Origin of the sequence: Streptomyces sp. NPDC046876 (assembly GCF_040645035.1) — a bacterium.
In the GTDB taxonomy this organism is placed as follows: domain Bacteria; phylum Actinomycetota; class Actinomycetes; order Streptomycetales; family Streptomycetaceae; genus Streptomyces.
The window spans coordinates 1-13,326 of record NZ_JBEYXK010000146.1 but is presented as its reverse complement, the minus strand read 5'-3'; the positions used below and the strand labels follow the sequence as shown (position 1 = coordinate 13,326).

Annotated in this window: 12 protein-coding genes; 2 read left to right on the top strand and 10 right to left on the bottom strand. The window is 73.9% G+C overall.

Going from position 1 to position 13,326, the window contains the following annotated elements:
* Nucleotides 1–264 precede the first annotated feature (264 nt).
* From ABZ924_RS36070 to ABZ924_RS36025, 10 genes are read right to left on the bottom strand one after another with little or no spacing between them, the layout of a single operon-like run.
* Entirely contained in the window at nt 265–1,869 is a 1,605-nt protein-coding gene (locus ABZ924_RS36070) for an NADH-quinone oxidoreductase subunit N (protein WP_361919548.1), read from the bottom strand.
* 5 nt (nt 1,870–1,874) lie between these two features.
* Entirely contained in the window at nt 1,875–3,464 is a 1,590-nt protein-coding gene (locus ABZ924_RS36065) for an NADH-quinone oxidoreductase subunit M (protein ID WP_361919546.1), read from the bottom strand.
* A gap of 38 nt (nt 3,465–3,502) precedes the next feature.
* Nucleotides 3,503–5,509: an NADH-quinone oxidoreductase subunit L gene (locus ABZ924_RS36060; protein ID WP_361919544.1), complete on the bottom strand. Its 2,007-nt coding sequence runs from the start codon at nt 5,507–5,509 to the stop codon at nt 3,503–3,505.
* Nucleotides 5,506–5,859 carry an NADH-quinone oxidoreductase subunit NuoK gene (gene nuoK, locus ABZ924_RS36055; protein ID WP_361919542.1) on the bottom strand — a complete coding sequence of 118 codons (354 nt, stop codon included), beginning with the start codon at nt 5,857–5,859 and terminating at the stop codon, nt 5,506–5,508. Before nuoK ends, ABZ924_RS36060 begins: the two co-directional genes overlap by 4 nt.
* Nucleotides 5,859–6,482, bottom strand: coding sequence for an NADH-quinone oxidoreductase subunit J (locus ABZ924_RS36050; protein ID WP_361919540.1), 624 nt, complete (start codon nt 6,480–6,482; stop codon nt 5,859–5,861). Before ABZ924_RS36050 ends, nuoK begins: the two co-directional genes overlap by 1 nt.
* Nucleotides 6,479–7,108: an NADH-quinone oxidoreductase subunit I gene (locus tag ABZ924_RS36045; RefSeq protein ID WP_361919538.1), complete on the bottom strand. Its 630-nt coding sequence runs from the start codon at nt 7,106–7,108 to the stop codon at nt 6,479–6,481. The genes ABZ924_RS36050 and ABZ924_RS36045 overlap by 4 nt, the downstream gene beginning before the upstream one ends.
* On the bottom strand, nt 7,108–8,067 hold the full coding sequence (locus tag ABZ924_RS36040; RefSeq protein ID WP_361919536.1) for a complex I subunit 1 family protein: 960 nt from the start codon (nt 8,065–8,067) through the stop codon (nt 7,108–7,110). Before ABZ924_RS36040 ends, ABZ924_RS36045 begins: the two co-directional genes overlap by 1 nt.
* A complete protein-coding gene (locus tag ABZ924_RS36035; RefSeq protein ID WP_361919534.1) occupies nt 8,064–9,257 on the bottom strand; it encodes an NADH-quinone oxidoreductase subunit C in 1,194 nt (397 codons plus the stop codon). The genes ABZ924_RS36040 and ABZ924_RS36035 overlap by 4 nt, the downstream gene beginning before the upstream one ends.
* On the bottom strand, nt 9,254–9,850 hold the full coding sequence (locus tag ABZ924_RS36030) for an NADH-quinone oxidoreductase subunit B family protein (protein WP_361919532.1): 597 nt from the start codon (nt 9,848–9,850) through the stop codon (nt 9,254–9,256). The genes ABZ924_RS36035 and ABZ924_RS36030 overlap by 4 nt, the downstream gene beginning before the upstream one ends.
* On the bottom strand, nt 9,841–10,248 hold the full coding sequence (locus ABZ924_RS36025) for an NADH-quinone oxidoreductase subunit A (RefSeq protein ID WP_361919530.1): 408 nt from the start codon (nt 10,246–10,248) through the stop codon (nt 9,841–9,843). Before ABZ924_RS36025 ends, ABZ924_RS36030 begins: the two co-directional genes overlap by 10 nt.
* Before the next feature lie 147 nt (nt 10,249–10,395).
* Here ABZ924_RS36025 and ABZ924_RS36020 point away from each other — a divergent pair, with 147 nt between their 5' ends.
* Entirely contained in the window at nt 10,396–11,565 is a 1,170-nt protein-coding gene (locus tag ABZ924_RS36020; protein ID WP_361919528.1) for a sensor domain-containing protein, read from the top strand.
* 140 nt (nt 11,566–11,705) lie between these two features.
* Entirely contained in the window at nt 11,706–13,019 is a 1,314-nt protein-coding gene (locus ABZ924_RS36015; RefSeq protein ID WP_361919526.1) for a sensor histidine kinase, read from the top strand.
* Nucleotides 13,020–13,326: the final 307 nt, after the last annotated feature.

The following is a 13,326-nucleotide window of genomic DNA, read 5'->3' as shown; positions in this document are numbered from 1 at the left end:
TCAGCACCACCGTGTCGCCGGCCGCGGCCTGGGCGCCGGCACTGACCGACTGGTTGGCCACCGTGCCCGCGGGGGCCGGGGAGTTGACCTGCTCGCCCCGGTTTCTGGGGGCACCTCCCAGCGGTAGCTGGGGGAGAAGGGGCGGGGAGGGGACAGGCTCCGCGCAGCGGCAGCCCAGCGGCAGCCCAGCGGCAGCCCGGCGGCAGCGGCAGCGGCAGCGGCAGCGGCAGCGGCAGCGGCAGCGGCAGCGGCAGCGGGTGGCGGCTACTGCGGGAAGAGGCTGCCGGCCGCGAAGCGGAGGATCAGCTGCGGGGCGCCGGACAGCAGCAGGGAGACGGCCGCGGTGAGGGTGATTGCGGCGGCGAGGGGCCACGGGGTGCCGGGCCTGCCCGTACGGGCGCCCTCGGCCTGCTCGGCGGCCTCGGGGGCGCGGAAGAGTACCGCGGTCCACCGCAGGTAGTAGTACAGGGCGATGACGACGTTGACGGCCATGACCACGGCCAGCCAGCCCAGGCCCGCGTCGACCGCGGAGCGGAAGACGGTGACCTTGGCGAACAGGCCGATGATGCCCGGCGGCAGCCCGGCCAGGCAGAGCAGGAAGAAGGCCAAGGCGAGGGCGGCGGCGGGCCGCTCGGCGTAGAGGCCGCGGTAGTCGCTGATCCGGTTCAGCGGCCTGGTGCGGGCCACGAGGGCGGCGACGGCGAAGGCGCCGAGGTTCACGACGCCGTACATCAGGGCGTAGGCGACCGTGGAGCCGATCTGCTCGCGCCCGGTGTACGCGGCCGCGGCGATCGGGACGAGGAGGTACCCGGCCTGGCCGACCGAGGACCAGGCGAGCAGCCGGACGGCGCTGTTCGGCCGGTCGGCGGACTGGCGCAGGGCCGCGGCGTTGCCGAGGGTCATGGTGAGCGCGGCGAGGACGGCGAGGGCGGGGCCCCAGACGTCGGAATACGCCGGGAAGGCGATCACGGTGACGAGGGCGAGGCCGGTGAAGCCGACGGCCTTGCCGATCACCGACAGGTAGCCGGCGATGGGCAGCGGTGCGCCGACGTAGGTGTCGGGGACCCAGAAGTGGAAGGGCACGGCGGCGGTCTTGAAGGCGAAGCCTACGAGGGTGAGCGCGACGCCGGCCATGGCGAGGGTGTCGAGCTGCCCGGGCACGTCCTCGAGCCGGTCGGCGACCCGGACCAGGTGCAGGGTGCCGGTGGCGGCGTAGACGAGGCTGATGCCGAAGAGGGAGACGGCGGTGGCCGTGACCGAGGAGAGGAAGAACTTCAGGGCGGCCTCGGAGGAGAGCCGGTCGCCGCGGCGCATGCCGACGAGGGCGAACGCGGGCAGCGAGGCGACCTCCAGGGCGACGATCAGGGTGGCGAGGTCGCGGGAGGCGGGCAGCAGGGCCGCGCCGGCGGCGGAGGAGAGGAGCAGGAACCAGTACTCGCCGGCGGGCATGCGCGCGTCGCGGACGGCGGTGACCGACAGCAGGGTGGTGACCAGGGCGCCGGCCAGCACCAGGAACTGGATGACGAGCGTGAAGTGGTCGGCGGTGTAGCTGCACGCCGCCGGGTCGGCGGTGAGGCAGAACGTGGAGCGGTCGCCGGCGCGCAGCGGCAGCAGGGAGGCGGTCGCGGCGGCGAGGCCGGCGGCGGAGAGCCAGCCGAGCAGCGGCTTGCGGCGCTCGGGCAGGAACAGGTCGGCGAGGAGCACGACGAGGGCGATGGCGGCGGGCAGCACCACGGGGGTGATCGCGAGCCAGTCGACGCTCTGGACGAGGCTCCCGGCGGCGGCCGGGGCTGCCGCGGAACCCGGGCCGGACGTGACCGGAGCGGCGGCCGTGGCTGAGGCGGCGGCCGTGGCGGTGGCCGCGTACAGGGCCGTCATGCGTTGCCTCCTGCGAGGAGCTTCTGGACGGCCGGGTCGGTGAGGCCGAGGAGGACGGCGGGCCACAGGCCGGCGAGGACGGTGAGGGCCACGAGCGGGGTCCAGGCGGCGAACTCGTACCCCTGGACGTCCGCGAGGACGGGCACGGGACCTGCGGCACCCGCGGCCCCGCCGGCGGCCGCGGGCCGGGCCGCGGGATCGCCCATGCAGACGCGCCGGACGACGATCAGCAGGTAGGCGGCGGTGAGCAGGGTGCCGAACGCGCCCAGCGCCATCCAGGTGAGGAAGGCGGGCCGCGACAGCCCCTCGGCCGGGTCGAAGGCGCCGAACAGGGCCAGCATCTCGCCCCAGAACCCGGCAAGGCCGGGCAGGCCGAGAGAGGCGACGGCGGCGAAGGCCAGCAGGGCGCCGAGGCGCGGGGCGCGCCCGTAGAGGGCGGCGCCGGTGGCTCCGGCGAGGGTGTCGAGGTCGGCGGTGCCGTAGCGGTCCTTCAGGGCGCCGACCAGGAAGAACAGCAGGCCGGTGATAAGGCCGTGGGCGATGTTGGCGAACAGGGCGCCGTTGACGCCGGTCGGGGTCATGGAGGCGATGCCGAGCAGGACGAAGCCCATGTGGCCGACGGAGGAGTACGCGATGAGCCGCTTGAGGTCGCCCTTGTTGCCACTGCGGGCCAGCGAGAGGCAGGCGAGGGACCCGTAGACGATGCCGATGGCGGCGAAGGCGCCCAGGTAGGGGGCGAAGACGGCCATGCCGTCGGGGGTGGCCGGCAGCAGGATGCGCACGAACCCGTACGTGCCCATCTTCAGCAGGACGCCGGCCAGCAGGACGGAGCCGACGGTGGGGGCGGCGGTGTGGGCGTCGGGCAGCCAGCTGTGCAGCGGCCACATCGGGGTCTTCACGGCGAGGCCGAGGCCGATGGAGAGGACGGCCAGGACCTGGGTGGTGTGGCTGAGCCCCCGGCCGTTGTCGGTGGCGAGTGCCACCATGTCGAACGTGCCGCTCTCCAGGCCGATCAGCAGCAGGCCGAGCAGCATGACCACGGAGCCGAGGAGGGTGTACAGGATGAACTTCCAGGCGGCGGCCTGCCGCTGAGCACCGCCCCAGCGGGCGATGAGGAAGTACATCGGGATGAGGACCATCTCGAAGGCGAGGAAGAACAGCAGCAGGTCGAGGACGGCGAAGGTCGCGAGGGTGCCGGACTCCAGGACGAGCAGCAGCGCGACGAAGGCCTTGGCGGAGGGGCCCTCGGGCAGCTTGAAGTAGCTGTACAGCGCGCACAGGAAGAACAGCAGCGCGGTCATCACGAGGAGGGGGAGCGAGATGCCGTCGATGCCGAGGTGGATGCGGACGCCCAGGGAGGGGATCCAGCTGATGTCCGTGGTCGCCTGGAAGCGGGACGGGGCGTCGTGGTCGAAGCCGGCGGCGAGGGCGAGCGCCGCGGCGAGGACCACAGCGGTGACGGTCACGCCGTGGCGGAGCACGGCCTGCTCGGGGCTCCTGCCCTTCAGGCCGGGCGGGGCGGGCAGCAGGGCCGCGAGGGCACCGAGGAGCGGTGCGGCGACGGCGAACGCCAGGAGGAACTGCATCACGGACGGGCTGATATCGATCACGGCTGACTCACGGCTCACGATCCGGCGTTGACGTTGGCGAGGACGGCGGTGGCGATCGCCAGGACCACGGCACCGGCGAGCAGGGCGCTCAGGTAGCTCTGCACGTTGCCGGTCTGGGCGCGGCGCACGAGGCTGCCGAGCAGCCGGGGGCCGGTGCCCGCACCGCGGACGTACGTGTCGACGACCTCGCGGTCGAGGAAGCGGACGAGGGCGGCGGCCCCGCGGACGGGCCGGACGAACAGCCGGTCGTAGACGGCGTCCAGGTGGAAGCCGGCGGCGGCGTGCCGGTACAGCGGTCCGAGCAGCGCGCGTCCGGGGTCGGGGGCGGGCCCGGCCGGGACGGCGGGGTGCTCGTGGGTGACCTCGGCGACCTCGGGGGTCTCGGCGGCGGACTCGGCGGCGGCGACGGACGCGGGCACGGGCTCGGCGCTGCGGTAGGAGCCGGCTGCGGCCTTGGCGACGGCGCGCTGCCACAGGCCGTAGGTGAGCAGGGCGCCGACGGCGGCGGCCCCGGTGCCGAGGACGGCGGTGGCGACCGTCGGGCTGAGCTGCCCGCCGTCGAACCAGGCGGCGAGCGGCCGGGCGGCGAGGCCGAAGCCGACCGAGGGAATCGCCAGCAGCCACAGCACGCCCGTCATGGCGAGGGGCTCCCTGCCGTGGACGGGGGCGGGTGCGCCCTTGCCGCAGAAGGCCATCAGCCACAGCCGGGCGGCGTAGGCGGCGGTGAGCAGCGCGGCCAGCACGCCGGCGGCGAGCACGATCCAGCCCGCGGCGCCTGGCGCGGCCTCGGTGTGCCCGGAGGCGGCCTTCTCGGCGGCGACGAGGACGGTCTCCTTGGAGAAGAAGCCCGCGAAGGGCGGGATCGCGGCCAGCGCGAGCAGTCCGATCGTCATGGTCCAGAAGGCGTCGGGGACCCGCTTGGCCAGGCCGTCCATGCGGGACATCGCGGCCAGCGAGTTGGTGCCGGCGGCGTGGATGATCACGCCGGCGCCGAGGAACAGCAGGGCCTTGAACGCGCCGTGGGAGAGCAGGTGGAAGACGGCGGCGCCGCGGTCGGCGACGGCCAGGGCGCCGATCATGTAGCCGAGCTGGCCGACGGTGGAGTAGGCGAGGACGCGTTTGATGTCGTCCTGGGCCAGGGCGGCGAGCCCCGAGCCGACCATGGTGACGGCCGCCATCACGGCCATCACGACCAGCGCGGCCGCGGACTCGGTGAACACCGGCAGCAGGCGGGCGATGAAGTACACGCCGGCGGCGACCATCGTCGCGGCGTGGATCAGCGCGGAGACCGGGGTGGGGCCGGCCATGGCGTCGGGGAGCCAGGTGTGCAGCGGGAACTGCGCGGACTTGCCGGCGACGCCGGCGAGCAGCAGCAGCGCGATCAGCGTCGGGTGGTCGAGCCCGCCCGCGGCGACGGCGCCGAGGATCTTGGTGATCTCGAAGGAGCCGGCGTCGGCGGCGAGCGCGAACAGGCCGATCAGGAAGGGCACGTCGCCGAGCTTGGTGACGAGGAAGGCCTTCAGGGAGGCGGAGCGGGCCGCTTCGGTCTCCCAGTAGTGCCCGACGAGGAAGTACGAGCAGATGCCCATGACCTCCCAGCCGACCAGCAGGACCATCAGGTCGCCGGAGTAGACGACGAGCAGCATGGCAGAGGTGAACAGCGACACCAGGGCGGCGTACGAGGGGTAGCGCGGGTCCTCGCGCAGGTACGCCGTGGAGTACAGCTGGACGCAGGTGGAGACGACGCCGACGAGGACGGCCACGAGCACGGCGAAGCCGTCGAGGTGCAGCGAGAGCTCGATCGGCACGGAGCCGGTCGGGGTGAGCTCGGTGGCGGCGTTCAGGGCCGGCCCGCCGCCCTGGCGGACGGCGACGGCCACGGCGAGGCAGGCCGCGGCCAGCGCGGGCAGCACGGCCAGCGGCCGGACGAAGCCGGGGGCGGTGCGGCCCAGCAGCAGCCCCAGGACGGCGCCGAGGAACGGCAGGACGGGGACGAGGACGGCGAGGGTCGTGGTGCTCACGCGGCGACCTCCGGCCGGGCGGTGCCGGTCTGTTCGGGTTCGTGTCCCTCGGCGGTGTCGCGCAGCCTGTCGACGTCCGAGGTGCCGCGGTTGCGGTAGACCATCAGCACGATCGCGAGGCCGATGCCGATCTCGGCGGCGGCGATGGTGATGGTGAAGAGGGTGAGGGCCTGGCCGGCGTGGAGGGTGTCGCGCAGCCAGACGTCGAAGGCCACCAGGTTGAGGTTGACGGCGTTGAGCATCAGCTCGACGGACATCAGGACCAGGATGGCGTTGCGGCGCGCGAGCACCCCGTACAGGCCGGTGCAGAACAGGAGCGCCGCGAGCACGGCGGGGTAGGCGAGGTGCATCAGCTCTGCCCCTTGTCGCTGGGGTCGGCGGCGGGGGCGGCGCTGTCGGCGGCTTCCTTGCGGGAGAGCACGATGGCGCCGATCAGGGCCGCGAGGAGGAGGACGGAGAGCGCCTCGAAGGGCAGCACCCAGTGCTGGAAGAGGATCCGGCCGGAGACCTCCGTGGAGCCCTGGACGGGGCCGTCGAGGTCGATCCAGGTGGTGCGGAAGGCGTCGACGACGACCCAGACGAGGGAGGCTGCCGCGGCCCCGGCGACGCCGAGGGCGACCCACCGGTTGCCGGAGTCGGCGTCCGGGGAGCGCCCGATGGGCGCCTTGGTGAGCATCAGCCCGAACAGCAGCAGCACGACGACGGAGCCGAGGTAGATCAGGACCTGGACCCAGGCGATGAACTCGGCGGTCAGCAGCAGGTACTCGACGGCGATCCCGCCGAGCGCCGCGACGAGCCACAGCGCGGCGTGCACGAGCTGGCGGGTGGTGACGGTGACGAGGGCCGCCCCGAGGGTGGCGAGGCCGACGAGGACGAAGGCGATCTCGACGCCGGTCGGGGAGAGGAACCCGTGTCCGGCCGCTGCGGCCGCCGGCTGCGCCGCGGCGGCCAGGGTGGTGGCTGCGGGGGTCACGCGTCTGTCTCCGGGGCGGTCGGCGAGTCGGTGGGGGGTGCGGGTTCGGCGGGGCCCGCGGGACCGGCGGCCTCCGCGGCTGCTGCCGCTGCGGCGGCCTCGGCTGCGGCCTCGGCCTTCTCCGCGGCCTTGCGGGCGGCTGCGAGCTCCTTGGGCTCCTCGGCGGCCGGGTCCAGCGCGGGCGGCGCCGGGACGGTCCACATCCACTGGCGCAGCTTGTCGCGCTCGTGGGTGAGTTCGAGGATGTCCGTCTCGGCGTACTCGAACTCCGGCGACCAGAACAGGGCGTCGAAGGGGCACACCTCGATGCAGATGCCGCAGTACATGCACAGCGAGAAGTCGATCGCGAAGCGGTCGAGGACGTTGCGGCTGCGCTCGCGCCCGCCGGGGGTGGCGGCCGGGACGGTCTCCTTGTGGGAGTCGATGTAGATGCACCAGTCGGGGCACTCGCGGGCGCACAGCATGCACACCGTGCAGTTCTCCTCGAACAGGCCGATGACCCCGCGGGTGCGGGGCGGCAGTTCGGGCTGCACGTCGGGGTACTGGGCGGTGTGCGAACGCTTCGTCATCGTGCGGAGCGTCACCGCGAGGCCCTTGGCGAGGCCGGAGCCGGGGATGGGGGGCATCAGCTGATCGCCACCTTCACGATGCCGGTGAGCGCGATCTGGGCGAGCGCGAGCGGGATGAGTGCGGTCCAGGCGAGCTTCTGGAGCTGGTCCTCGCGCAGTCGCGGGTAGCTGACGCGCAGCCAGATCACGACGAAGGCGAGGACGGCGGTCTTCAGGAGGGTCCAGACCCAGCCGTCGGCGACGGGGCCGTGCCAGCCGCCGAGGAAGAGGACGGTGGTCAGGGCGCACAGCACGACGATGCCGGCGTACTCGGCGAGCAGGAACAGCGCGAACCGCAGGCCGGTGTACTCGGTGTACGCGCCGAAGATGATCTCGGAGTCGGCGACGGGCATGTCGAAGGGCGGCCGCTGGAGTTCGGCGAGGCCGGCGGTGAAGAAGACGAGCGCGCCGGTGATCTGCCAGGGCAGCCACCACCAGTGGAAGGCGTCGACGATGCCCGGCAGGGACACGGTCCCGGCGGCCATCGCGACCGAGGCGGCGGCGAGCAGCATGGGCAGCTCGTACGCGAGCAGCTGGGCGGCCGTGCGCAGGCCGCCGAGCAGGGAGAACTTGTTGGCGGAGGCCCAGCCGGCCATCAGGCTGCCGAGGACGCCGACGCCCATGACGGCGAGGACGAAGAAGAGCCCGGCGTCGATGGCCTGGCCGACCGCGCCCTCGCCGGGGCCGATGGGGATGGCGATGAGGACGAGGAGGTACGGCAGGAGGGCGACGGCCGGGGCGAGCTGGAAGATGCGGCGGTCGGCGCCGGCCGGGACCACGTCCTCCTTCTGCGCGAACTTCACGCCGTCGGCGACGAGCTGGGCCCAGCCGTGGAAGCCGCCCGCGTACATGGGGCCGAGGCGGCCCTGCATGTGCGCCATCACCTTGTGCTCGGTCTGCCCGACGACGAGCGGGAGCACGAGGAAGACGGCGAAGACGACGATCAGTCGCAGGGCGACGTCGAGGACGTCGTTCACGCGTCGCCTCCGTTGTCGGTGGTCGGGTCGGGGGTGGTTCCGGGCTCCGGCTCGGCGGCCGGGGCGGGCCGGTCCGGCTTCGCCGGCGGCTCCTCCTCGCCGAAGGCGGGTTTCGGGTCGTGCCAGGGCGCGTCGGAGCTCCGCCGCGCGGGCGGCTTCCGTACGCCGTCGGCCGGCGCGGGGGCGGCGGCCTGACTGGCCGACCCGTCGGCCGCGGACCGCGTACGCCGCGCAGGCCGCACGGGGGCCTCACCCTCGGCGGACTCCGCCGGAGCCGCAGCCGGAGCGGGGGCAGGAGCCTGGCTCGCCGACCCGTCGGCAGCCGACCGCGTACGCCGCGCCGGACGGACCGGGGCCTCGCCCTCGACCGTCTCCGCCGGAGCAGGGGCAGCGGCCTGACTCGCCGAGCCTTCGGCAGCCGACCGCGTACGCCGCGCCGGGCGGGCCGGGGCCTCGCCCTCGACCGTCTCCGCCGGAGCGGGGGCAGCGGCCTGGCTCGCCGAGCCCTCCGCCACCGTGCGCGTGCGCCGGACCGGGGCGCCCTCGCGCGGGGTGCGGGCGGCCGCGCCCGCGGCGCGCGGGGTGCGGGCCGGGCGGGCGGGGGCGGGCGGGAGCTGGCCCTTGAGCGGCCCCCAGTCGTTGGGGTCGGGCACGCCGGGCGGCAGCATCTGCCGCCGCTTGGGCCCGTCGGCCTCGGCGCCCTCGCCCGGCTCCTTGGCGCCCGGCCAGGCCTTGGCGACGCGCGCGGCGAGGACGAAGTCCTTGCGCAGCGGGTGTCCCTCGAAGTTCTCCGGCAGGAGCAGCGGCACCAGGTGCGGGTGGTCGGTGAAGACGACCCCGAACATCTCGAAGGTCTCCCGCTCGTGCCAGGCCGCACCCGCGTACACGGCGACGGCGGACGGCAGCGAGGGCGCCGCGTGCGGGACGGTGGTGCGCAGCAGCAGCCGCCGTACGCGGCGGTTCTCCAGCGCCACGACGTGCGCGCACACCCGGAAGCCGGTGCCCGGCTCGTCCACCGCGCTCAGCCAGTCGAAGTAGGTGCAGCCCAGCTTGTCGCGGGCGGTCTCCAGGGCGGAGATCCAGCTCCCGACGGGGACGTCGACCGTGAGCAGGTCGTAGGCGGACTCGGCCACGGCCTCGGGGCCGAAGACCTGCGCCGCGGCGTCGGGGAGGGAGTCGTACAGGTTCATGCGCCGGCTCCCGGGGCGGGCGGCGGGGTGACCAGGCCGCTGGTGAGCTGGGCGACCGAGGGCCCGCGGTCGCCGTGGGCGTACCGCTCGGCCAGCGACTCGCGGGCGATCTTCTCCTGGAGCTTGAGGATGCCCTGGAGCAGCGCCTCGGGCCGGGGCGGGCAGCCGGGGACGTACACGTCGACGGGGATGATCTGGTCGACGCCCTTGGTGACGGAGTACGAGTCCCAGTAGGGGCCGCCGCAGTTGGAGCAGGCGCCGAAGGAGATGACGTACTTCGGCTCCGGCATCTGCTCGTACAGCCGCTTGACGGCCGGGGCCATCTTGTCCGTCACCGTGCCCGAGACGATCATCAGGTCGGCCTGGCGGGGGCCGGGCGCGAACGGGATGACGCCGAGCCGGATGAAGTCGTGCCGGGCCATGGAGGCGGCGATGAACTCGATGGCGCAGCAGGCGAGGCCGAAGTTGAAGACCCACAGGCTGTAGCGGCGGCCCCAGTTCAGGACCACCTTCATCGGCTCGGGTGCCAGGCGGGACAGGACTCCCAGGCGCCTGGGCTCCGGGAGCAGCTCCGGCTGAGGTGTCACGTCCATGCGAGGACGCCCTTCTTGTACGCGTAGAGCAGGCCGACGGCCAGGAAGCCGAGGAAGACGAACATCTCCACCAGCGTCGTGGCGCCGAAGCCGGCGGCGGCGAACACGGTCGCCCAGGGGAAGAGGAAGATCGAGTCGACGGCGAAGATGACGTAGAGGAACGCGTAGACGTAGTAGCGGACCTGGGTGTGGGCCCAGCCCTCGCCGACCGGGTCGACGCCGCATTCGTACGTCAGGAGCTTCTCGGGGGTCGGGACGACGGGCCGCAGCAGCCGGCCCGCGCCGAAGGCGACGGCCACGAAGAGCACACCGAGGACGGCCAGCAGGCCGACGACCGAATAACTCCGGAAATAGTCCGCCGCGAGCACGGTTTCGGTCGATACCGTCGGGTCTGGCACGTCCGTTCCTCGCTCCTTGGCCACTGTCGACGATCTGTTACGGACGGGAGTCTAGGGCCTGCTTCCTGCGGGGTGGGGTTATCCCCCGTTCACTGCGGCCCGGCCGCCCCATGGCACCGCCGCGGCGGTCTTGGCAGGCTGTGCCGCATGACCATGAGCATCCAGGGCCCCGACGACGACCGGCCGCCCCCCGTCCGAGCCGCCCTGGGGGCCGTGGCGTGGAAGGAAACCGCCCACCTGTTGACCAATCTGCCGGCGGCGCTCGTCGGGTTTGTTTACACGGTGTTCATGGTGGCCACCGCGGGCGGTTTGTCCGTGACCGTGGTCGGCCTACCGCTGCTCACAACCGGCCTATTCATATCTCGCCGGCTGGGACGGACGGAGCGCGCGCGGGCCCGCGTGCTGCTCGGCGTCCATGTGGAGGAGCCTACTCCGCTGCCCGGTCCGCGGCGGGCCGGCGGTTTCTTCCCGTGGCTGTGGGCGGCTGTGAAGGATCCGGTGGCCTGGCGCAGCGTGCTGTACGAGCTGGTGCGGCTGCCGTGGGGGGTGCTGACGTTCACGGTGGCGCTGACCGGGCTGTTCGTGCTGTGGCCGGTGCTGCCGTACGTGACGCGTGCGCTGACCAACGTGGACCGGCTGCTGGTACGGGGGCTGCTGTCGCCCTCGGACGAGCTGGAGCGGCGGATCGCCGAGCTGGAGTCGGACCGGGGCGTGGTCGTGGACACCGCGGCCGCGGACCTGCGGCGCATCGAGCGGGACCTCCACGACGGGGCGCAGGCGCGGCTGGTGGCGCTGGCGATGGGGCTGGGTCTGGCCAAGGAGAAGCTGACGGAAGACCCGGACGCGGCGGCCGCGATGGTCGACGAGGCCCACGGCGAGGTGAAACTCGCCCTCCAGGAGCTCCGCGACCTCGCCCGCGGCATCCACCCCGCCGTCCTCACCGACCGCGGCCTCGACGCCGCCCTCTCCTCCGTCGCCTCCCGCTGCACCGTCCCGGTCGAAGTCCACGTCGACCTCCCCGAACGCCCCGCCGCAGCCATCGAAGGCATCGCCTACTTCACCGTCTCCGAACTCCTCCAGAACATCAGCAAACACTCCCGCGCCACCACCGCCAGCGTGGAGGTCCGGCGCTCCGGCGGGAGGCTGCTGCTGCGGGTCGCGGACGACGGGCGGGGCGGGGCCTCGCCGACGGGGGGCTCGGGGCTCGCCGGCCTCACCGAGCGGCTGGACGCCGTGGACGGGGTCTTCCTGGTGGATTCGCCGCAGGGGCGGGGCACGGTCGTGACGGCCGAGCTGCCGTGGCGCGCCCGCGGCTGAGCGGGGCCTTCGGGCGGCGCGGGGTGGGGTTATCCCCCCGACCGGGACGCCGACCCGCCGCATGGTCGGGCGCGGGCGCGGTCGGCAGGGTGGAGGTCGTGGGCGTAAGCGTGAGCGTGACGAGGAAAGGGCGGGTCGGGATGGCCGGCGCAGCAGCGGACACAGGGACCGGCACGGCGATCGGCGGGATGCTGCGGGCCCCCGTCGCGGCCCGGACCTGGCGGGAGTTCGGGTACGTGCTGCTCGGGCTGCCGCTGGCCCTGGTGTACTTCTCCCTCGCGATCACCGGCGTCAGCGTGGGCGCCGGACTGCTGCTCACCTTCCTCGGGATCCCGGTCCTCGCCGGCGTGCTGCTGATGTGCCGCGGCTTCGGGCGCGTGGAGCGGGCCCGGGCGCGCGCCCTGCTCCGGCTCGACGTGGACGAGCCCGGGCCGGTCCGGGCGCGCAAGGGCGGGGCGCTCGCCGCGATGGGGGCCGTGCTCAAGAGCGGCAGCGCCTGGCGGCACGCGCTGTACGCGGTGTTCCACCTGCCTTGGGCCGTGTTCGCCTTCTGCCTGGCGCTGGTGCTGTGGACCTGCGGCTGGTCGCTCCTCCTCTACCCCCTGTGGTTCTGGATCTTCCCCACGTACACCGGCCGGCCGGGGCTGCAGCTGTTCACCAACGGTGACCACACCTACTACCTGGACTCGCCGGCCCGGATCGCTGGGTCCTTCCTGGCCGGGCTGGTGCTGACGCTGGCCACGCCGTGGGTGGTGCGGGCGCTGACCACCGTCGACCGGGTCCTGGTCGCCGGGCTGCTCGGCCCGTCGCGCCTCGCGCACCGCGTGACCGAGCTGGAGTCGGACCGGGGCGTGGTCGTGGACACCGCCGCCGCGGACCTGCGGCGCATCGAGCGGGACCTCCACGACGGGGCGCAGGCGCGGCTCGCCGCCCTCGCCATGGGGCTGGGCCTGGCGAAGGAGAAGCTGACGGAAGACCCGGACGCGGCGGCCGCCATGGTCGACGAGGCCCACGGCGAGGTGAAACTCGCCCTCCAGGAGCTCCGCGACCTCGCCCGCGGCATCCACCCCGCCGTCCTCACCGACCGCGGCCTCGACGCCGCCCTCTCCTCCGTCGCCTCCCGCTGCACCGTCCCGGTCAAAGTCCACGTCGACCTCCCCGAACGCCCCGCCGCAGCCATCGAAGGCATCGCCTACTTCACCGTCTCCGAACTCCTCCAGAACATCAGCAAACACTCCCGCGCCACCACCGCCAGCGTGGACGTGTGGCGCTCGGGCGGACGGCTGCTGCTGCGGGTCGCGGACGACGGACGGGGCGGGGCCTCGCCGACGGGGGGCTCGGGGCTCGCCGGCCTCACCGAGCGGCTGGACGCCGTGGACGGGGTCCTGCTCCTCGACTCACCCCCCGGCACCGGAACCACCGCCACCGCCGAACTCCCCTGGCGCCCCCGCTGACCACCCCGGCTGTGCAGCCCGCCCTCCCTGCCGAAGCGGGGGTCCGGCAATTCCAGCCCTGCCCGCGCCTGGGGACGGGGTCCGGCAATTCCAGCCTCGCCGGCGCCTGGGGACGGGGTCCGGCATTTCCAGCCTCGCCGGCGCTTGGGGACGGGGTCCGGCAATTCCAGCCTCGCCGGCGCCTGGGGACGGGGTCCGGCAATTCCAGCCTCGCCGGCGCTTGAGGCGCGGGTCCGGGCAGAGCCCGGTACCCGGCGAAGCCGGGACCCTTGGGGGGGCGCCCCCAACCCCCCCCCCGAACGGAAGA

Coding starts and splice junctions, on each gene's coding strand:
- ABZ924_RS36045 (WP_361919538.1), bottom strand. CDS start 7,108: ATGCCCCCCATCCCCGGCTCCGGCCTCGCCAAGGGCCTCGCGGTGACG.
- ABZ924_RS36015 (WP_361919526.1), top strand. CDS start 11,706: ATGGCCGGCGCAGCAGCGGACACAGGGACCGGCACGGCGATCGGCGGG.
- ABZ924_RS36065 (WP_361919546.1), bottom strand. CDS start 3,464: ATGCAGTTCCTCCTGGCGTTCGCCGTCGCCGCACCGCTCCTCGGTGCC.
- ABZ924_RS36035 (WP_361919534.1), bottom strand. CDS start 9,257: ATGAACCTGTACGACTCCCTCCCCGACGCCGCGGCGCAGGTCTTCGGC.
- ABZ924_RS36030 (WP_361919532.1), bottom strand. CDS start 9,850: ATGGACGTGACACCTCAGCCGGAGCTGCTCCCGGAGCCCAGGCGCCTG.
- ABZ924_RS36020 (WP_361919528.1), top strand. CDS start 10,396: ATGACCATGAGCATCCAGGGCCCCGACGACGACCGGCCGCCCCCCGTC.
- nuoK (WP_361919542.1), bottom strand. CDS start 5,859: ATGCACCTCGCCTACCCCGCCGTGCTCGCGGCGCTCCTGTTCTGCACC.